Below are 20,812 nucleotides of genomic sequence, written 5' to 3'. Positions count from 1 at the left end.
CGCAACCGGACCCACCTCGCCATCCCTCAGGAAACCAGCTTTTGCTTCGGCTTTGGCTGTGGCTGTTGCTTCGGCGGGTGCAGGGCGCAGCCCTGCCGTACCCCTAACCCCGTGCCATTGACTGCCACCACTGCGACAGCAGCTCCGGCCTGCGCAGGCGCTCGCGCCACCAGCGCAGTGCCGCGCCATCTTCACCGGTGCGCCAGGCCAGCCAGAAGGTCTCTTCCGGCTTGTGCTCCTCTACTTCACGGATCACCAGCTGGCCGCGCGCCACCGCAGCGCGCGCGCACGGCTCGGGCAGGAAACCGAAGCCCACGCCTTCGCACTGCAGTTTCAGCTTGCTGGCCATGTCAGGCACCGTCAGCATCTCCTGCCCCATCAACAGGCCCACCGTGCGCGGCAGCAGCCGTCGCGCCGAATCGGAGACCGCGATCGCGCAGTGCTCGACCAGCTGCTCGCGCCCCAGCACACCCGGCACTGCAGCCAACGGATGATCGGGCGCGACCGCGAATACGAACTCCACCGTACCCAGCGGCTCGACCACGTAGCCACCGCCGCTGGGGCCCTCGCCCGGCGCGCCGACCAGCAGGTCGGCACGGCGGTCCAGCAGAGCCTCCCAGGTGCCGGACAGGGCCTCGCCGATCAATCGCAGCCGGGTCGGTGCCTCGGCCTCACGAAACGCGGCGATGTCCGGGCCGAGCAGCCAGGTCGGGAACACCGAGTCCACCGCCAGGGTCAGTTCGGTCTCCCAGCCCGACGCCACCCTGCGCACCCGCAGTTCCAGCTCGCGGGCGGCGCGCAGCAGGTGCCGCCCCTCGTCCAGCAGCGCGCGGCCGGCCTCGGTCGGCTCGGCGCGCGGGCCGACCCGGTCGAACAACTGAACGCCCAGGTCCTCCTCCAGCTTGGCCACGGTGTAGGAGATGGTCGAGGGCACCTTGTGCAGGGCCTTGCCGGCGCCGGCAAAGGAGCCGCGGCGGTCGATGGCATCCAGGATCTGCAGGGCATCGAGGCTGAGCTTGAGCATTCGAATTTTTCGATGATGGCTGTCAAAACTATCCGTTTTTCAAACCCCTGGCGCAAGCGGATACTTCTCTTCAACGGGGAAACACAGCGGCTACCGGCCCACCCCGCCCTATCGAAACCATCGAACAAGGAGATTCCATCATGCTGCAGATCCGCAAGAGCGCTACCCGTGGCCTGGCCGAGCATGGCTGGCTGTCCTCGCGCCATACCTTCTCCTTCGCCAACTACTACGACCCTCGCTACGTCAGCTTCGGCCCGCTGCGGGTGATCAACGAAGACAAGGTGATCGGCGGCCAGGGCTTCGGCACCCACAGCCACAGCAACATGGAAATCATTTCCTACGTGCTGGGTGGCGCGCTGGAGCACAAGGACTCGATGGGCACCGGTTCGGTGCTGCGCTACGGCGACGTGCAGCGCATGAGTGCCGGCAGCGGCGTCAGCCACAGCGAGTTCAACCACTCGGCCGACGAGACCGTGCACTTCCTGCAGATCTGGATCTTCCCGGATACCGAGAACATCACGCCGTCCTACGAGGAGACCCACTTCGCGCCGGAGACCAAGCGCGGCCAGCTGCGCCTGATCGCCTCGCCGGACGGTGCAGACGGTTCGCTGCGCATCCACCAGGATGCCCGCATCTTCGCCACCATCCTCGATGGCGGCCAGAAGCTGCACCATGCGCTTGGCAACGGTCGTGGCGCCTATGTGCAGGTGGCGCGTGGCCAGCTGCAGGTCAACGGCATCACCCTGGAAGCCGGCGATGCGCTGCAGGTCAGCGACGAAGCGCAGTTGACCCTGGAAAACGGCAACGACGCTGAAGTGCTGGTGTTCGACCTGCCGCTGTAACGACAACGCTCGCGATGCTGCAGAGCATCGCGGGCGCTTTTCTGTAGAGCCGAGCCCATGCTCGGCTCGGGTTTGACAGCCAGCCGAGCGTGGGCTCGGCTCTACAAAACCCGCGTCAGAACCTGTAGTTCACGGTCAGCCGTACATTGCGCGGCTCACCCCAGGTATAGGTGCTGTACCAGTTGAAGATCGTGTAGTACCGCTTGTCGAGCAGGTTGTTGACGTTGACCGTGGCCGACAGGCGATCGTTGAACTGGTAGCGCGCCATCGCGTCGAGCAACCAGTAAGGCTGCGTGCGATGCACCACCTTGGCCTGGGTGGCGGGATTGGTGATCTCGCCGAAGGTCGAATCCTGCCAGCGTGCGCCACCGCCCAGCGTGAGCCCCTGCCAGTCACCGCGCAGGCGATAGCTGGTGTGCAGGCTGAACTGGTTCTCCGGTTCCAGCGTGGTCACCTTGGTCCCCGCCTGGCGGGCGATCTTGTGGGAGAACCCACCCTGCACCTGCCAGCCCTCGGCCAGCTGGCCCGACATTTCAAGCTCATAGCCCTTGGTACGCACGCCCATCAACGCGCGGTAGGCATCCTGGCCATCCGGTGTCTTGCCGCCGGTGGGCTGGGCGAAGTTGTCCTGATCAAGCTGGAACAGCGCCGCACTGGCATTGAGGCGCCCATCGAAGAACTCAGCCTTCAGGCCAACCTCGTAGCTGCGGCCCTCCAGTGGATCCAGTGCCTTGCCCTGCTCGTCACGCTGACCCTGCGGCTTGAAGATGGTGCTGTAGCTGGCATACACCGAGTAGTGCTCGCCGAGGTCGTAGACCACGCCGGCATACGGCACATAGACGCCGGTCTCGCGCGTGTCCGGCGAACGGTAGCTGGCCAGACGGCTGCCGACGATCAGCTTCAACGGATCGGCCACGTCGAAGCGGCCGACCACGTACAGGCCGTTCTCGCGGGTCACTTCATTGTTGTCGTAGCTGCGCTGCCATTGCGGCTCGGCAATGTCGCCATTCCAGCTGCGGTAGTCCGGCAGCGTATCCGGGAACCCCGCCTGCGGGCCGTAGCCGGTATTGGTCCAGCGCTTGCGCGAGGCACTGCCGCCAACCACCAGCTCATGCTCACGCCCGAACAGGCCGAAATGCCCGCTCACATAGAAGTCGGCGGCATTGCTGACGGTCTTGCCAACGTACTTGCCGAGCCACAGGCTGACGCCCTCGCCGGTCAACGGATCGGGATTGCCAGCGGCGGCACCGGCCAGTGCGGCGTCATAGCCGTTGACCTGGTGGTTGAGCTGCAGCTTGGCGATCCAATCGTTGGCGAACGTGTGCTCCAACGTAGCGAAACCGGTACGCACGTACTGGCGCCAGCCGGCCCATCGCGCACCATTGTTGAACGAGCGCGGCATGCGGTTGAAGTTGCCGGCGCTGTCCAGCAGCGGAATGCCGCCCCACGTCGAGCCCTTCGGGTCGCTGTCCATCACGTCGCCATCGACCGACAGCAGCGTGCGTTCGCCCAGATCGGCTTCCAGCACGGCATAGCCCACTTTGCTGGTGCGCTGGTAGTTGTCCAGGTTGGAGCGCTTGTCTTCCCAGGCGCCCACGGCACGGCCACGCACGCGGCCATCGGCAGTCAGCGGACCGCCCACATCAAGCTCGGCGCGGTAGTCATCCCAGCGGCCGACACCCAGTGAGGCACTGCCGGCGAAGTCCTTGCCTGGCTTCTTGCGCACCAGGTTGATGGTCGCACCCGGATCGCCCATGCCGGTCAGCAGACCGGTGGCGCCCTTGAGCACTTCGATGCGGTCGTAGATGGCGGTGTCGCTGAGCGTGTTGCCGGCCGAATAGGCCGAGTCGCGCGACATCGGGATACCGTCGTACTGGAAGTTCTGCACGGCGAAGCCACGCGCGTAGTACTCGGTGCGTTCGCTGTCGTAGGTGACGATGCTGATGCCGGGGGTCACCCGCATCACGTCATCGATGCCGTGCAGGCCGAAGTCATCCATCTGTGCGCGGGTGATCACGCTGATGGTCTGCGGGGTCTGCCGTGGCGTCAGCACCAGGCGGGTAGCGGTGGCGATGGTGCCCGGCGTGTAGGCACCGCTGCCCTCGGTGATGGTGCCGAGCAGGTTGGCCGTGACCTGCACGGTCTGCAGGGTCTGCGAGGCAGGTGCCGGTTTGGCCTTGTCCTCGTGCTGGGTGGACTGGGCAGCAGCGGTGCCGCTGCTCAGTGCAAGCAGCAGCAGGCCTTGAGCCAATGCATGCGGCAGCGGCAGGCGACGCGGAAACAAGCGCGGAAAACGGACAGGCACAGACAGCACGGCGGGACCTCCACGATAGGGTGGGATCCTCTGGCGGCGGCTGGAGGGAAGAGAGGGGAGCGGCCGGATGACCGCAGGCGCAGGAGTGTACTCCCCTGCGCCCCGGCTGTCGTGCGGTGTGCTGGCGCGGGATCAGCCGCCGATGGCGGCGCAGGCCTCCAGGATCAGCGCGGTCACTTCCTTCGGCTGCGAGGCCAGTGAAGCATGGCTGGCATCGAGCTCCAGCAGGCGCTTGGGCTGCATCCTTGCGGCCATGGCCTTCTGGTTTTCCGGCGCGATCATGCGGTCGTGGCGGGACAGCTGGTACCAGCTCGGCCGGTGCTTCCACGCGGGTTCGCTGACCGTATCGCCGAAAGTACTGGCCAGCGGCGCCTTCTGGGTAACGGCCATCACCCGGCCTTCGTCTTCGCTCAGATCCTGGCAGAAGCTCTCATGGAACTTGTCCGCACGCAGCCACAGGTAGCCATCACTGTCCGGTGCCAGGTTCGGTGCCGCCTCCGGCAGGTGCTGCTGGGTGATGCCACCCGGGCTCTCGCCGGCATCAGGCGCGAAAGCGGCGATGTAGACCAGGCCCTTCACGTTGGGCTCGTTTCCGGCCTGGCTGATCACGGCGCCGCCATAGGAGTGGCCGACCAGCAACACCGGACCGTCGATCTGCCAGATCATTTTCTGGGTGCGTCCTGCGTCGTCGGCAAGCGAGGTCAGCGGCAGTTCCACCGCCTGCACACGGTCGTGGCCGTTGCGATGCAGTTCCAGGATCACCTTGGCCCAGTGTGCGGCCCCGCCCCAGAATCCATGGACGAGGAGGATGGTCGGTGTCGTGCTCATGTACGGATCTCCGGCAGCGGCCGGCGGGGTGCCGACCGTGCAGCCACTGTCCGTGGGCGACGTTAATCGCTGGTGACGCGATCGGGTCACTGCAATCGTATGCGTCGCCCGATGTCACGCATGGCACTTGCCGATCCGGCCTGAAAACGTTTTCATGAAAGTCCCCTGGAGCTTCGCATCGCGCATGACGCCTTCATCCCCACGTGCCCAGCAGCACGCCACCCGTGCCGCCTTCTTCATTCCCGGATTCGCCACCGCCGCGTGGGCGCCGATGGTGCCCTACGCCAAGGCCAAGGCCGGGCTGTCCGACGCCAGCCTTGGCGCCGTGCTGCTGTGCCTCGGGCTCGGCTCGCTGCTGGCGATGCCGTTGGCGGGCGCGCTGACCGGGCGGCTGGGTTGCCGACGGGTGATGGTGATCACCTGCGCGATGATGCTGTGCGCCCTGCCCTTGCTGGTGCTGGCGCCCTCGCCGGTGGCGCTGGGCGCGGCCCTGTTCGTGTTCGGCGCCGGCGTCGGTGCGCTGGATTGTGCGATGAACATGCAGGCGGTCGCGGTCGAGCGCGACGCCGGGCGCGCAATGATGTCCGGCTTCCACGCCTTCTACAGCATCGGTGGCTTCGTCGGCGCCGGCTGCATGACCGGCCTGCTGATCCTGGGTACACCGCTGTGGCTGGCCGCGCTGGTGTCGGTGGCGGCACTGCTGCTGGTTGCGGTACTGTCGGCGCCGCACTGGCGACCGCAACGGATCCTGCACCAAGGCCCACTGCTGGCGCTGCCGCACGGCGTGGTGCTGTTCATCGGCGTGCTGGCCTTCGTGGTGTTCCTCGCCGAGGGCTCGATGCTGGACTGGAGCGCGGTGTTCCTGGCCGAAGTGCGGCAGGTGCCGCGTGACCAGGCCGGCGCCGGCTTCGCGCTGTTCACCCTGGCAATGACCGCGATGCGCCTGTTCGGCGACGGCATCGTCGAGCGCCTCGGTCGGACCCGCACCCTGGTCTTCGGCGGCATCACCGCCGCAGGTGGGTTCACGTTGGCCACGCTGGTACCGTCGTTCCCGGTGGCGCTGGCGGGCTATGTGCTGGTCGGGCTGGGCTGCGCCAATATCGTGCCGGCACTGTTCTCGATGGCCGGCCAGCAGCGGGTAATGCCGGAGAGCATCGCCATCACTGCGGTGACCACGCTGGGTTACGCCGGCATCCTCGCCGGCCCGGCAGCGATCGGTGCACTGGCACACGGCACCAGCCTCGGCTTCGCCTTCCTGTGCGTGGCCGCGCTGCTGCTGGGCGTAGCCGCATCCGCGCGATCACTGGCACGACGGGTGGCCTGACAGAAAAAAAGGGACGGAGGGGATTAAGTCGTTTCCTGCACACCTGGGCTGGAAACGACTTAATCCCCTCCGTCCCCTTTTCTCAGCTGCGCGTCAGCCACTCGGCCTGGGCCGGCAGTTGCGGTGCCGGGCAGGCGCTCTGCGGATGGTGCTCGTCGCGCGCCATCCAGTCGCCGACCACTCCGGCCAGCAGATCCAGCCGCAGCGGCAGGGTGATGTGGTCCTCGCCGCGCATCTCGATGTAGTGCGCGCGCGGATTGGCCTGGGCCAGTTCACGGCCCTGGCTGACCGGTATGTGCTGGTCGCCCTGCCCGTGCAGCAGCAGCACGCAGGCGCGGGTATCGGCCAGCGCGCGCGCTACATCCACGCGGTCCAGGTCGACGTCGATGCGGCGGCTGGCGGCGGCGATCACCTGGTTGATGTCCTGGCCGCCGTAGCGCCAGCGCGCGTACGATGCCACCGCCTGCGCCTTCAGGCCTTCCGGCTGCAGTCCCATCAGGTGCGGGATCATCGTGCGGATCGCCACACCCGCATTGGCGAACGATTCCATCGCCACCACGCCTTCCACCTGGTCGCCGAGCTTGTCGGCGGTGAATACCGCCGTGGCCGCGCCATACGACACGCCGAACAGGTACAGCGGGCCGGTCACTTCACCACGTGCGCGCAGCTCGCTGATCACATCGACCACGTCATCCGATTCATAGGTGCCATAGCCGGACGGGCCAGCGCCGGACTGTCCATGGTTGCGCAGGTCGAGCGTGACCACGCGGTAGCCGGATTCGGCCAGCTGCAACGACCACGGCAGCATCGAATCACCATTCATCATCCAGCCGTGCAGCAGCACCACGGTGCCGCGCGGTGCCTGCGCGCGGAACGGTTGCGGTACTGCCAGGCTCAGGCCGGTATCCAGCGGCAGGCCGTTCTCGTGGCGCTGCGGCAGGTAGTGGTAACGCGCGCCGTAATCACCGGGATCGAACACACGCCAGAAGATCGGCACGCCATCGCGGCCCGGCGCGAAGCCGTGGCGGTTGGGCAGTTCGGCGATGGCCGCGGCAATGCGCGGGCGATCAAGCAGGGTCGATACGCCACCCGGTGCGATCAGCCGGTCGGCGAGCGAGGTGGACGAGGCGTTGATCGAGGATGAGCATGCAGCCAGCCACAGGCCGGCGCACGCCAGCAACAGCAGCAGCAGGCGCTTCATGGGCAATCGGGGAAAGGGTGCGACAGCGTTGCAGGTTAGCGACGCGGGCGTGGGCCATCTATCGCGCGCGGATGACGGCTTGATGACAACGCAGGAACGATTCAGCTTGGTGTAAAAGCTGTATCCGTTCAGTCATTGATCCGGATCAATGAACGCGCGCGCGGGAGTGCCCACAGTGCCGCCATGCGCACCTCGTTCAAGCTCGCCATTGCCCTGGCCGCCACGCTGGCCGCCGCCTACGGCATCGCCCGCACCACGCCTTACTGGTTCGCACCGCGACAGACGGCTCAGGTCGACATCCACGATCCGACGCTGATCACGCAGGGACAGTACCTGTCGCGCGCGGCCGACTGCGCGGCCTGCCACTCCGCGCCAGGCGGCAAGCCGTTCGCCGGTGGCCTCGGCATGCAGACGCCGATGGGTACGATCTACTCGACCAACATCACGCCCGATCCGGATACGGGCATTGGCGCCTACGACTACGCCGACTTCGAGCGCGCGGTACGTCGCGGCATCCGTCACGATGGGCAGCCGTTGTATCCGGCAATGCCGTACGCCTCGTACGTGATCGCCAGCGACGCCGAAATCAAGGCGCTGTACGCCTACTTCATGGGCTCGGTGCAACCGGTGAAGCAGGACAACGCCGACAGCACGATCCCGTGGCCGGCCAACATGCGCTGGCCACTGGCCTGGTGGCAGCTGCTGTTCGCACGCCCGCGCACGTTCAACCCGGATCCGTCGCTGGATGCCAGCCAGCAGCGCGGCGCCGAACTGGTGGAAGGCCTGGCCCACTGCGGCGCCTGCCACACGCCACGTGGGTTGGCGTTCCAGGAAAAGGCGATGGCCGATGATGGCAGCCGCCAGTTCCTGTCCGGCTCGGTGCTGGAAGGCTGGTATGCGAAGAACCTGCGCAATGAATCGACCGGCCTGGCCAGCTGGAGCGAGGGCGAGATCGTCGACTTCCTGCGCACCGGTCGCACCGATCGATCGGCGGCCTTCGGTGGCATGGCCGACGTGGTCGAGCACAGCACGCAGTACCTGTCCGACGCCGACCTGCTGGCCATGGCCCGCTACCTGAAGCAGCTGCCAGCGCGTGAGGGCCGCAGTGCGCAGTGGTCCCCCGGTACCGACACCACCACCGCCGCACTGCGCAGCGGCGACTATCGTGTCGCCGGTTCGCTGGCCTATGCCGAGCACTGCCAGGCCTGCCACCGTGCCGACGGGCGCGGCATGCCCCGCGTCTATCCGGCCCTGGCCGGCAACTCGATCGTGTTCGCCGATGACCCCAGCTCGCTGGTGCAGGTGACCCTGATCGGCGGCCGCACGCCGCATACCCCGCATGACCGCATGGCCTTCACCATGCCGGGCTTCGAGCAGCTGCCGAACGCGCAGCTGGCACAGATCCTGACCTTCATCCGCAGCAGCTGGGGCAACCAGGCCAGCGCGGTGAGCGAGGTCGACGTGGCGCGCATGCGCCGGGTGGTGCGCGACAAGCCGGTGCACTATGTTCCGCAGGAGGCCGCACAATGAAGCGTTCGCGCACGCGTTCCCGCCTGCTGATCGGCAGTGCGATCAGCCTCGTGGTGCTGGTCGGCGCCGGTACCCTCGCCTATCGCCACCTGTACCCGGACCTGGATGCCGCCGTGGCCAGCACGATCGATATCCTCGATGCGCAGGGCAAGGTGGTCGGCCACTACCACGCACCCAGCGCCGAAGAGATCGCCGGGCTCGGCAATGCCGAATCGGTGATGCTCGGCCGCCGCATCCTCAACGAGACCGCACGGCTGCTGCCGGACAATGTCGGCAACGATCTGAACTGCAACTCGTGCCACATGGCCGAAGGCAAGCGGCCGTTCGGCAATCACTACTTCAATACCGGCGGCGGCGCCTATCCGCGCTACATGCCGCGCCCGGGCAAGATGATCGGGCTGACCGAGCGCATCAACGGCTGCCTGCAGCGTTCAATGAACGGCAAACCGCTGCCGAAGGACTCGCCGCAGATGCGCGCGATGCTCGATTACATGGCGTGGTTGAGCAGTCCTGTGCCAGAGGGTGCAAAGGTGGCCGCCCCCAGTGAGGGGCCCATCGACAGCACGCTGACCCCGGACCCGATCCGTGGTCAGGCGCTGTACGCCGTGCAGTGCGCCGCATGCCATGGCGACAACGGCGAAGGCCGGCGCGACGCCAGCGGTGACATCGCCTTCCCGCCGCTGTGGGGTGACCACAGCTTCAACATCGGCGCCGGCATGGCACGCCTCTACAAGGCCGCCGGTTTCGTCAAGCACAACATGCCGCCGGCGGTGACCCGCGAGCCACCACTGGGCCAGCAGGCGATGCCCGACCAGGATGCGGTGGACATCGCCAGCTACTTCATCAACCAGCCCCGGCCGGACTTCGCCAACAAGGCCAAGGACTGGCCGCGCGACCCGAAACCCAAGGACGCGCGATACTGAGCACCCCGTGGGTCAGCGCTTGACCAGCTCGACCCGGCGATTGCGCGACTTGCCTTCCTCGCTGCCATTGTCGGCCACCGGCCTGTCGGCGCCGAAGCCGGCCGCCTGCAGGCGGTCGGCGGCGATGCCCTTTGCGGTGAGCGCGGCCACCACCGAGGCCGCGCGATCCTCCGACAGGCTACGGTTGCGTGCCGCGGCACCGCTGTTGTCGGTGTGACCTTCGATCGACAGTTTCAGCGAGGGATCGGCACGCAGCAGGTCCAGCACCTGCGCCAGCTGTGGTTCGGACGTTGGCAGGATCTGCGCCTTGTCGGTGGCAAAGTTGACCTGGATCGCCACGCGGCCGTCGCTGTCCAGCTTCTTCTTCAACGCATCGGCCGGCAGCAGCGCCGCGGTCTGGGTGAAGCCCTTGCGCTCGGCCACCACCCAGCCTGCGCTGAGGTATTCCAGGCGCGCGTGCACCCACACCTGGCGACCATCAGCCAGATCGACACGGTAGACCACGGTGTCGTAGTTGTCCCAGCTGTAGCTGGCCGCATTGCCGTAGGACGACTGCACCTGCTTCGGCACGCCCTCGGCCGCTTCGTGCGGGATGCGCCCCTCGAACACCTTGGTGCCGTTGACCTGGGCCATCATCGCCTGCAGGTTGCGACGTACTTCATGCATCGAGTACTCGCGCTCGCCCTTGTCGAAATCGGCAGCGAAGGTGCGGCCCTCAACCTGTTCGAACTGATCGCCGGTCCAGAACGGGAAGGCATCGAAATCACGCTGCTCGGGCTTGTTCCGGTCACGATAACCGGCCGGCGGGGACAGGTGCGGGAAGCTGTCCGACCACTGCGCGGTGGCCTTGAACGGCACTTCATCCACGACCACCAGTCCAGCGCCATTGCTGTCCACTGCCAGCTGCACCCACACGGTGCGATTGGCCTGGCGCAGCACGTACACCGTAGTGGGAGCTTCCTGCTCACCGTTCACCGCATCGATGAAACCACCTCCGATCTCGCCTTCCAGCTGCGGGCCGTAGTAGATGTCGCGCAGCAGCGCGCCTTCGAAAACCTTGCGGCCGCCGGCGGCGGTGATCACACCGTCGAAGTTGCGCTGCACTTCCAGTGCGGAAAACGTTTTGTCCGGTGCGCCATCGCCGTCGGTCACGATACGTGCCGACCAGCTCGGGCCTTCCACCCAATGCACGCCGTTGCCCATCCGGAACGGGAAGCGCGCCCAGGCGCGTGGGTGGGCGTTCTGCGACGCATAGCCCTGCGGCAAGCTGAAGAACGGCAGTTTGCCCAGCGGGGCGTCGCTCAGCGGCACGCTGGCTGGGTCGAAGGACACCAGCGGCACAGCCTTGCCCTCACGGTCGGTGAGTGCGGCGCCATCGGCGGCGGCTGTTGAACCGACTGGGGCGGCGGCCGCTGCTGCGGTCTCATCCGCCGTGGCTGGCGCAGGCGGTGCCACCTCTCCATCCGAGGGCGCCCCGTTGCATCCTGCCAGCAACACCAGGGCTGCACCGCCCAGCCAGATCTTCGATCGCTTCTGCATCGCCACCACCTCAGGTCCATTGAAGCGCCGAGCATACCCGAAGGCCGTGACCGCCCCCACAGTGCCATCGTTCCTGCGCTGCCACGTCATGCCGATGTCATTGGCGCTGCCGACACTCCGGGGTTTCCTCCCTCTGAAGGTCCGGTTTCGATGCGAACAATTGCGCGTTTTCCCCGTGTCTCGCTGCTGGCCCTGCTGATCGCCCCCGCCCTGGACGCCCTGGCCGAAGCACCGCAGGGCGATACGGGCCAAGCGCGCAGCAGTGATGCCCGTACCCTGGACCAGGTACAGGTAATCGGCCAGGCCACCAGCTACGCCAAGACCTCGGTGCGCGCGGAAACGCTGAACCGGCAGACCGTGATGAGCAGCGTCAACGACGCGCTCAACGAAGTACCCGGCGTGGTGGTCAGTGAAGCCGATGCCACGGGTTCTTCGGTATGGGGCACGCAGATCAGCATGCGCGGCTTCGTCACCAATCGCGATACGCAGCAGATCGGCACCACCATCGACGGCCTGCCCAACGGCGGCTCCGGCTACGGTGGCGGTTCGCTGGCCAACCGCTACATCGACACCCTCGACCTGGAGACGGTGGAGGTCAGCCAGGGCACCGCTGATATCTCCTCGCGCTCGAACGAGGCGCTGGGCGGCACGCTCAACTTCCTCACCAGCGACCCGCTGCAGGACAGCCGCCTGCGCTTCGTAGTCGGCGCCGGTGACAACGAGGCACGCAAGTACTACGTGCGCTACGACACCGGCCAGCTCGGCGGCCACACCCGCGCCTGGGTCAGTGCCTCCTCGTCGAAGGTGCACGACTGGATCGATGGCACCGGCCACGCCAGCAACGACCACATCGCCGGCAAGTTCATCACCGAACTGGATCGCTGGACGCTGACCGGCTACCTGTCCTACAACGATGCCGACGAGCCCGAATACACCAGTGTTTCGCCGAAGGGCTTCGCAACCAACCCGGAGCGCGACAACCTGGTCGGCACCCTCACCGGCATTCCCTACCTGGACCAGAACTACCGCTCCGGTTCACGTGCCCTGCGTGAGAACACCTTCGGCTACCTGCGTGCGGCCTTTGACGGCGGCAATGGTTTCAAAGCCTCGGTGGCCGCCTATGGCCACCGCATGCAGGGCCGCGGCGACTGGCTGCCGCCGTACCTGGCGCAGGTCAACGACGATGGCGCGGGCCGCCCCGAGTCGGAGTACATCGGTGGAAAAACCGTGTACGGCGGCAGCAACCGTGGCCAGATCTTCTTCGTCAATCCCGATGGCAGCGCCGCACAGCGCCTGGCCAGCTGCACGCCGCGGCGGGGCTTCACCGCCGAGTACGATCCGAACTGCTACGCCGGCAATGTGCTGGGCGCGCAGTCGTATCGCCATACCCACTACGACAACGACCGCATGGGCGTGACCGCCGACGTCGAGTGGCGACAGACCTTCGGCGCGGTCGACAACACCATCCGTGGCGGCCTGTGGGTGGAGAAGCTGGACCGTTCGGCGCGCCGCGACTGGCATCGCCTGCTCGCTGTCGGCCAGAGCATCGACTTCGACCACCAGCCGTACTGGGTGCAGTTCGAGGACAAGTACAAGGTCGACGAGCAGATGTACTACGTCGAGGACGTGGCCCGCTTCGGTCCGTTCAGCGCGCGCCTGGGCGTGAAGCAGTTCTTCGTCGACCAGTCGCGCCGCCGCGTGATCGGTGCCAGCGAGCACGTGACCTCCGATTCCAGGTCCGATCCGCTGCTGTCCACCGGCTTCACCTGGGCGCCAGGCGTGGAAGGCATGGAGTTGTTCGCCGGCTTCTCGCAGAACTTCGCCGCCATCCCGTCCGGTGTGCTCGGTGAGACCGACCCGCAGCGCTTCCGCAACGTCGAACCGGAAACCGCCGACAACATCGAAGTGGGCATGCGCATCAGCCGCTGGCCGCTGACCGCCTCGGTCACGCTGTACAACATCAAGTTCGACAACCGCATCGTCTATCTGCCGGCAGGTTTCGTCAGTGGCATCGACTACCTGGGCGAGACCGATGGTGTCTACGAGAACTTCGGCGGCGTGGAAAGCAACGGCCTGGAAGCCGCGTTCGGCTATGGTTGGGACAACGGCTGGCGGCTCAACGCCGCCTACACCTACAACCGCTCCAAGTACCTGGGCAGTGGCGATGCAGCACGCGATACCCAGCTGGGCATCGTCGACGGCGCCAAGGTGATCGGCCAGCCGGAAAACACCCTGGTGCTGTCGGCCGACTGGCAGGGCGCGAACTGGAACTTCGGCCTGTCCGGCCGTTACCTGGGCACGCGCTACCTCGATGCCGCCAACGTCAACAAGCTGCCCTCCGCCACCGTGTTCAACGCCAACATCGGCTTCGACCTGCAGGGGCTGTCGCCACGCCTGAAGGGCATGGGCGCCAACCTGGTGGTGAGCAACCTCACCGACAAGCGGTATCTTGCAGGGGTGGACGGCCGCGACAATGCCTTCATCGGCGCCCCGCGCACCGTCGGCATCTCCTTCCGCGTGGACCTGTGAGTGAGCCCGTGACTGATATCGGCCGACGCCGGTTGTTGCAGGCCGGCGTTGCCGCCGGCCTTTCCCCGCTGCTGCCCAGCATTGCCCGGGCAGCAGCGATCGCCCCCGCCGCGCAGACGCGCAGCCTGGAAGACCTGCAGCACATCGTGGTGTTCATGCAGGAGAACCGTTCGTTCGACCACTACTTCGGCACGCTGCCGGGGGTACGTGGTTTCGGCGACCGCTTCGTGGCCCCTGCGCCGGCGCTGCAGGCCAGCGGCCGCACCCGCAGCCTGTGGCTGCAACCCGATGCCAGCGGCCAGCGCGCGATCGCACCGTTCCCGCTGGATACCGCCGCGCACTTCGGCTACATGCGGGTGGAGGGCACACCGCACACCTGGCCGGACGCACAGCGTGCCTGGGACCACGGGCGCATGGGGCAATGGCCGAAGGCCAAGCAGAACCACTCGATGGGCTACTTCCAGCGCAGCGACCTGCCGTTCCAGTTCGCCCTGGCCGATGCCTTCACGATCTGCGACGCCTACCACTGCGCGATGCAGGCCGGCACCAACCCGAACCGGGTGTTCCTGTGGACCGGCCACAATGATGCACACGCGCGTGCTGGCGGCCCGGTGATCGCCAACTCGCACGACAATTTCCCCGAACAGGGCGGGCACCCGGCGTCGTACCGCTGGACCAGCCATGTCGAGCGCCTGCAGAACGCCGGCGTGTCCTGGCAGATCTACCAGGACATGGCCGACAACTTCACCGACAACCCGCTGGCCGGTTTCGAGGTATTCCGCCAGGCCCATCGCGCCGCGCCGGGGCATGACCCGCAGTTGCGCGCACGCGGCGTCAGCACCCGTGGCCTGGCGCAGCTGCGCCAGGACGTGATCGGTGGGCGCCTGCCGCAGGTCAGCTTCATCATCGCCGACGCGGCCGGCAGCGAGCATCCCGGCCCCTCCAGCCCCGCCCAGGGCGCGGCCTTTACCGCGCGCGTGCTGGACGCGCTGACCGCCGATCCAGAGGTGTGGAGCCGCACCGCGCTGTTGCTGATGTTCGACGAGAACGACGGCTTCTTCGACCACATGCCGCCACCGGCACCGCCTTCACCGCTGGGCACCGGCTGGGCCGGTGCGTCTTCGGTCAGTACCGAGGGCGAGTACCACCACCATCCGGCACCGGGCGACGAGAAGTACGACCTCGCCGAACTGCGTGGCCGCCCATATGGGCTGGGTCCGCGCGTGCCGCTGTATGTGATCTCGCCGTGGAGCCGCGGTGGCTGGGTCGATTCGCAGGTGTACGACCACACCTCGGTCATACGGTTGATCGAACGTCGCTTCGGTGTGGCCGCACCGGACATCTCGCCGTGGCGCCGCGCGGTCTGCGGTGACCTGAGCAACGCTTTCGACTTCGCCCAGCGCGATACCCGCCCGTTCGTACGCGGCCTGCCGGACGTGAGCGCGGTGGCCGCGCGTGCCGCCGCCCTGCCGGGACGCACCGTGCCCGCGTTGCCCGAGGGACTGAAGCCGGCGAAACAGGAAAGCGGTGTGCGCCCGGCGCGTGCCCTGCCCTACCGGCCGCAGGCATCGATTGCCGCTGTCGACGCCTCGGGTGTGGATCTGGCGCTGTCCTGCGAAGGCGCAGCAGCAGTGCTGCATGTTTACGACCGGCTGCGGCTGGATGCGGTGCCACGCCGCTACACGCTGCTGCCGGGCATGCCGCTGCGCGAGCGCTGGCCGCTGGACGCCCAGGGTCGCTATGACCTGTGGCTGCTGGGCCCGAACGGCTTCCACCGCCACTTCCAGGGAGCGGCCACGGGTCCTGCCGTGCAGGCTTCAACCGATCGTGCGGATGGCCAACTGCGGCTCCGCCTGCACAATCTGGGTGACAGCGCGCAGCAGGTGCGTGTGCAGCCTGGCGCCTATGCCGGGCATATGCCCGAGCAGACGCTGGTGCTGCCCGCACATGCAGAGACCGCGTTGGCGTGGGACGCAACGCCCACCGCAGGCTGGTACGACCTGCTCGTCGGTGCGGGCGACAGTGCCCTGCGCCTGGCCGGCCGCGCCGAGGATGGGCGCCCCGGCACCAGTGATCCGGCGATGGGCAGCGAGCCATTGCGCTTCGAGCACGATTGAAGGATCTCTGTAGAGCCGAGCCCATGCTCGGCTGCTTTTCCGGTCAGCTATCGAAGAGCAGCCGAGCATGGGCTCGGCTCTACAGGGTAGACCGGTACATTCAGGTCTCCTGCAGCCCCGGCCGGCCATGCTCCACCGCATAGCGCTTCCAGCTCTGCACCGCGCCATTCGGCTGCATCACGGTATCCAGCGTCTTCATGTCGCCGATCCACGCATCGCGGGTGACATCGCACAGCACGTAGCCACGCTTGTCGGTGGTCGCCTTCAGATAGGGGCTGTGCGCAAGCTGGTTCCTGGCATACGCGTCCACACCTTGGCCATCGGCGCCGGAAGTGATCGACGTGGCGAGGAACTCGCTGGAGATCACGCCCGAGTCACGGTGGTCCTGCACCAGATCGCTGGCATAGTGGCGATGCGCGTCGCCGCAGGCGGTCACCACGTTGCCGAAGCCCACCTTCTGGATGTGGTCAAGCAGGCGCCGGCGGCTGTCCAGATAGCCTGACCACTGGTCGTCGGACGACTGCACCACGCCGTCCTTCTCGCGCATGTAGTTGCCCAGTGCCACCTGGTGGGCGATCGTGTGCCAGCGTGGTGCGGCATCGGCCAGGCCGTCGAACAGCCAGCGCTCCTGCTTCACCCCCACAATGCTGCGCTCTGGCGATTCCACCTCCTCACGCAACGCCATGTTCACCTGCTTGCTGCGGTACTGGCGGGTGTCGAGCAGGTGCAGATCCATCAGCGTGCCGTAGCGTGCGCGTCGGTACATCTGCATGTGGCCATCGCGCGGGAATGCCGAGCGACGCAGTGGCATGTTCTCGTAGTAGGCCTGGAACGCCTGTGCGCGACGCAGCAGGAACACTTCGCTGGGCGTGTCATCCTGGTCTTCGGCACCGGCCCAGTTGTTGTCCACTTCATGGTCGTCAAAAGTGACGAACCACGGTGCCGCCGCATGCGCGGCCTGCAGGTCGGGATCGCTCTTGTACTGGGCATAGCGGCGGCGGTAATCATCCAGCGTGTAGATCTGCGGGCCGACGTGGTTGCGCAGGTTGGTGAACGGCTGGCCGTTCATCTTCCGCAGGCCCGGCTGGCTTTCGCCTTCGTAGATGTAATCACCGTAGTGGAAGACGAAATCCAGCGGTTCCTCGGCGATGCGCCGCCACGCGGTGTAGTGGCCTTCTTCGTAGTGCTGGCAACCGGCCACCGCGAAGCGCACGCGATCCACTGCGGCCGTGGCTTCGGGCAGCGTGCGGGTACAACCGACCGCACTGGCGTGGCCGCCTACGGTGAAGCGGTACCAGTAGGGCCGTCCGGGCGCCAATCCGTCCAGCTCCACGTGCACGGCGTGGCCGAGTTCGGGATGCGCCATTGCCGAACCCTGGCGCACCACCTTGCGCATGCCATCGTCTGCTGCCAGTTGCCACTCGACCGCCATCGGCCGGGTCGGCATGCCACCGCCGAACACCAGCGGTTCGGTCGCCAGGCGCGTCCACAGCACCATGCCATCGGCCGAGGGATCACCCGAGGCCACGCCCAGGGTGAACGGCGTGCTGGCGAACCGCGGCGACGCCAGCAGATTGCGCGGGTTCAGCGCGGTGGCATCGGTCTGCGCGGCCAGCGCGTCCGCCATGCCCATCCAGGCACCGGCGGCAGAGAGGCCGGCCAGGGCCAGGAATCGCCTGCGATTGATTGTCTCCACGGCTGCGCCCTCAGTTGTAGATGATGTGGAAGTAGAAGAAGCGGCCGTAGTCGTCGATCTCGGTACGGAAGCGCCCGTTCGGGCCGGTGCTGTAGGTCGGCTGGGTGTTGAACAGGTTCTTGGCTTCGTACTTCAGCGTCACGTGCTTGCTGACCTTGTGGCTGAAGCCCATGTTGAAGGTCATGTACGGGTCGTAGTAGGAATCCAGCCACTGGGTGTCGCCGAAGTCGACCAGCATCCTGCTGCGGTAGGTGCCGGACAAACGCAGCTGCGCGCTCTTCCACGGCATGCGCCAGATCACCGAGCCATTGAGCGACCAGTCCGGCTGGTACAGCAGGCGGTCCAGGCGGCGCTCGGTGCCATCACTGATGCGGTAGTTGGTCTGGCCTTCCAGCCGCGTGGCGTTGAAGTACATGTCGAAGCGCTGGCGGCCCCACTGCAGGTTGCGGTTGGCCACCGCGAACTCGACGCCGCGCAGCGTGGACTCATCGGTGTTCATCGGCTGGGTCACCCGGTAGCGCGTGTCACCCACGTTCTCGAAGGTGGTCAGGGTGTAGATGTCGTCCTTGATCACCTTGTCGAACAGCGCCACCGAGACCAGGCCGTTGTTGCCGTTGAAGTACAGGTCCCACGCCAGGTCGATGTTGGTGGAACGTCGCGGCTGCAGATCGGCATTGCCCTGCTTGATGGTGCAGAAGCCCCTGCCCTCCTCGTCATCGCCACAACTGGTGCTGGTGGCCTGGGCGATGTTGCTCGGCGCCGGCCGGCCCAGCGTGCGGCTGGCGGAGAAGCGCAGGCGCTGGTCCTCGGTGAGCTTGAAGGTTGCGTTCAACGAGGGCAGCAGATTGTTGTAGCCACCGCTGGTCGTTCGGAAGGCAGAGGTATAGGTGGTGCCACCATCGTCGCTGAATGGACTGTAGGCATCAAAGCGGGTGTGGTCGTAGCGCAGGCCGCCGATCAGCAGCAACCGGTCCCAGGCGTAGTGCGCGGATACATAGGCATTGGTGATGTCCTCCACATACTTGTAGTCGCTGGTGAAGTTGGCATTCGGATACGCCGCATTGTTGCTGCCAAGTTTCGGCAGCAGTTCCTCGTTCCACTTGCGGTTGTCGACCAGCGGGAAGCCCGGCACGCTGCCCAGCAGCGTCGAACCCGGATACAGGTAATCGTTGAGCGTGGCATTGCTCTTGAAGTAGTCGAAGTCGATGTCCTGCCAGATCTTCAGATGGCGGTACTCGGCGCCGGTGGCCAGGCCGAAGCCACGCGCATCGGCGTCGATGTTGTAGCTGAAATCCGCGCGCAGGTTGTCGATGCTCTCCTTGGCATCGCGCGGGGAGACATAGGCCTGCGCCGGATTGAGCTTGAACGCGGAGCTGGTCAGCAGGCTGGAATCGGAAACCGCCACCGCGTTGGGGAACCCGTGGCTGTCGTTCTCGTAGTCGACGAACAGATTGCTTGGGTAGGCGCGCACACCCCAGTAGACCTGGTTGTTGTGGAAGGTCTCTTCGGTGTGGCCACCGCGCAGGGTCAGCCGCGAGCGATCACCGATATCCCAGTTGAAGCTGGCGATGGCACCGCGGTTGTTGCGGTCCCAGCGGTCGTGCCGGTTCTTGATGTAGATGCTGTTGATCTGGGTGGTGCCGCTGTCCCCGGTCTGGTTACGGATCGGAAACTTGGCATTGCCGTACAGATCGGTCTTGTTCATCGTCGAGTTCTCGTAGAACCGGTACGAGTACAGCAGCAGCGATGCGTAGAACGGATCATCCGAGGGCTTCCACTCGAGCTTGGCAGAGCCGCCGAAGTTGGTGATGAAGTTGGTATAGGTGCCGGTGCTGAAGTTGCCAGGCGCACGCAGCCCGTTCCAGCCCTTGGCCTCGTCCGGACCCGTGGTACCGTCAGTGAGGTATTTGCCAGCATCGTTGTAGTAGTAGTTCGACTCCACCCAGCGCTTGACGCTGTTGCGCGAGCGCTGTTCATAGCGCGCCACCGCAACGATGCCGAATTCCTGGTCGGCGCCGAACTGGTTGGAGAACACCATCTTGGCGCTCTTGCCGAAGTGACCCAGGGTCTCGTGGTTGCCGCCAGCGCTGCGCTCGACGTTGGTCTCGGCGGTGGAATAGATGCCTGCCACATCGGCAAACACGTACTTGCCGGACCGGTCGAAAGCACTGCGGCTGATGATGTCGATCACGCCGCCGATCGCATCCGGTGCCTGCTCCGCACTGAAGCTCTTGTAGATGTCGGTACGGGTGCCGATGTCGCTGGGAATCAGCTGCAGGTTGTTCATGCGCTCGCCGGAGCCACTGCCTCCCACGCTGGCAATCGCGATGCCATCGATGGTGGTGTAGTTGAGGTTGGCCTGTACGCCGCGCACGGTCACGTAACGTGGCTCACCGGCATCCTCCACCGCGCTCAGGCCTGGAGCGGCCATCAGGCTCTCGGCCAGAGTCTCGTCGCCGTAGCTGTCCATCTCGTCGTAGACCACCGAATCCTTGATCACCGGCGAGGTCTTCTTCTGGTCGATCACCTCGTGCGCGGCAATCACCTTGACGGTGTCCAGGGTCGGCGCGACCACCGCCTCGGCCTCGCGCGGCCTCGGCGCGGCCGACTTCGGCTCGTTGCGTGCGGGCGCTGGATCGATGGCGATGACGTTGCCATCGACCACGGTGTAGCCCAGACCGGTCCCTGCCAGCAGCGCGTCCAGCGCCTGCTTGACGCTGGCACCGCGCGGCACCGCGCCGGCCATGTGCACTTCTCCACTGCCCGAATACAGGAACTGCACCCCGGAACTGCGCGACAACTGCTCCAGTGCACGTGCCAACGGCTGCGCCGCGATCGGCGCCGAAACGCGGGCCTCAAGGCCATCGGCAGTGGCCGCGACCGCCAGCGGCACGCTGCAGGGAGACAGGGCGAGGATGATCGACAGGTAGAGCGTGTTGCGCATC

At 66.4% G+C, this 20,812-nt stretch carries 13 protein-coding genes; 6 read left to right on the top strand and 7 right to left on the bottom strand.

From position 1 onward, the window contains the following. Window positions 1-103: 103 nt before the first annotated feature. Window positions 104-1,024: a LysR family transcriptional regulator gene (locus N5D20_RS22320; RefSeq protein ID WP_049400457.1), complete on the bottom strand. Its 921-nt coding sequence runs from the start codon at window positions 1,022-1,024 to the stop codon at window positions 104-106. Between the two features lie 140 nt (window positions 1,025-1,164). On the opposite strand from N5D20_RS22320, the gene N5D20_RS22315 reads away from it, so the two are divergent. Further along, on the top strand, window positions 1,165-1,866 hold the full coding sequence (locus N5D20_RS22315; RefSeq protein ID WP_049434728.1) for a pirin family protein: 702 nt from the start codon (window positions 1,165-1,167) through the stop codon (window positions 1,864-1,866). Between the two features lie 115 nt (window positions 1,867-1,981). Here N5D20_RS22315 and N5D20_RS22310 read toward each other — a convergent pair whose 3' ends face one another. Together N5D20_RS22310 and N5D20_RS22305 are read right to left on the bottom strand one after the other, a co-directional pair. Continuing rightward, entirely contained in the window at window positions 1,982-4,180 is a 2,199-nt protein-coding gene (locus N5D20_RS22310; protein ID WP_197579383.1) for a TonB-dependent siderophore receptor, read from the bottom strand. Between the two features lie 132 nt (window positions 4,181-4,312). After that, a complete protein-coding gene (locus N5D20_RS22305) occupies window positions 4,313-5,008 on the bottom strand; it encodes an alpha/beta hydrolase (RefSeq protein WP_197579382.1) in 696 nt (231 codons plus the stop codon). Window positions 5,009-5,192: 184 nt separating this feature from the next. Between N5D20_RS22305 and N5D20_RS22300 the strand changes: the two genes are divergently transcribed. Next, window positions 5,193-6,332: an MFS transporter gene (locus N5D20_RS22300; RefSeq protein WP_197579384.1), complete on the top strand. Its 1,140-nt coding sequence runs from the start codon at window positions 5,193-5,195 to the stop codon at window positions 6,330-6,332. 82 nt (window positions 6,333-6,414) lie between these two features. Here the strand turns inward: N5D20_RS22300 and N5D20_RS22295 are convergent, their stop codons facing one another. Further along, window positions 6,415-7,533 (bottom strand): alpha/beta fold hydrolase, encoded by a 1,119-nt coding sequence (locus tag N5D20_RS22295; RefSeq protein ID WP_197579381.1) that lies wholly within the window; start codon window positions 7,531-7,533, stop codon window positions 6,415-6,417. A gap of 183 nt (window positions 7,534-7,716) precedes the next feature. Between N5D20_RS22295 and N5D20_RS22290 the strand changes: the two genes are divergently transcribed. Beyond that, complete coding sequence (locus tag N5D20_RS22290; RefSeq protein WP_197579380.1) at window positions 7,717-9,063, top strand: cytochrome c; 1,347 nt, start codon at window positions 7,717-7,719, stop codon at window positions 9,061-9,063. Beyond that, the gene (locus N5D20_RS22285; protein WP_197579379.1) at window positions 9,060-9,986 is read left to right on the top strand and encodes a c-type cytochrome; all 927 of its coding nucleotides are present in this window, start codon (window positions 9,060-9,062) and stop codon (window positions 9,984-9,986) included. The genes N5D20_RS22290 and N5D20_RS22285 overlap by 4 nt, the downstream gene beginning before the upstream one ends. Before the next feature lie 12 nt (window positions 9,987-9,998). Here N5D20_RS22285 and N5D20_RS22280 read toward each other — a convergent pair whose 3' ends face one another. Beyond that, window positions 9,999-11,525, bottom strand: a complete 1,527-nt coding sequence (locus N5D20_RS22280; protein WP_197579378.1) for an OmpA family protein — start codon at window positions 11,523-11,525, stop codon at window positions 9,999-10,001. 150 nt (window positions 11,526-11,675) lie between these two features. Here N5D20_RS22280 and N5D20_RS22275 point away from each other — a divergent pair, with 150 nt between their 5' ends. Next, on the top strand, window positions 11,676-14,054 hold the full coding sequence (locus N5D20_RS22275) for a TonB-dependent receptor (protein WP_197579377.1): 2,379 nt from the start codon (window positions 11,676-11,678) through the stop codon (window positions 14,052-14,054). Window positions 14,055-14,062: 8 nt separating this feature from the next. Then, window positions 14,063-16,171 (top strand): phospholipase C, phosphocholine-specific, encoded by a 2,109-nt coding sequence (locus tag N5D20_RS22270; protein WP_197579376.1) that lies wholly within the window; start codon window positions 14,063-14,065, stop codon window positions 16,169-16,171. Window positions 16,172-16,271: 100 nt separating this feature from the next. Here N5D20_RS22270 and N5D20_RS22265 read toward each other — a convergent pair whose 3' ends face one another. Both N5D20_RS22265 and N5D20_RS22260 read right to left on the bottom strand, forming a co-directional pair. Beyond that, the gene (locus N5D20_RS22265; protein ID WP_197579375.1) at window positions 16,272-17,867 is read right to left on the bottom strand and encodes an alkaline phosphatase D family protein; all 1,596 of its coding nucleotides are present in this window, start codon (window positions 17,865-17,867) and stop codon (window positions 16,272-16,274) included. A 10-nt stretch (window positions 17,868-17,877) separates the two neighbouring features. Then, window positions 17,878-20,811: a TonB-dependent receptor gene (locus N5D20_RS22260; RefSeq protein ID WP_197579374.1), complete on the bottom strand. Its 2,934-nt coding sequence runs from the start codon at window positions 20,809-20,811 to the stop codon at window positions 17,878-17,880. Window position 20,812 lies beyond the last annotated feature (1 nt).

It is taken from the genome of Stenotrophomonas sp. GD03877, assembly GCF_029840555.1.
Taxonomy (GTDB): Bacteria; Pseudomonadota; Gammaproteobacteria; order Xanthomonadales; family Xanthomonadaceae; genus Stenotrophomonas; species Stenotrophomonas geniculata.
Note: the sequence above shows the minus strand (reverse complement) of the source record. Positions and strands in the feature narration are given on the sequence as shown.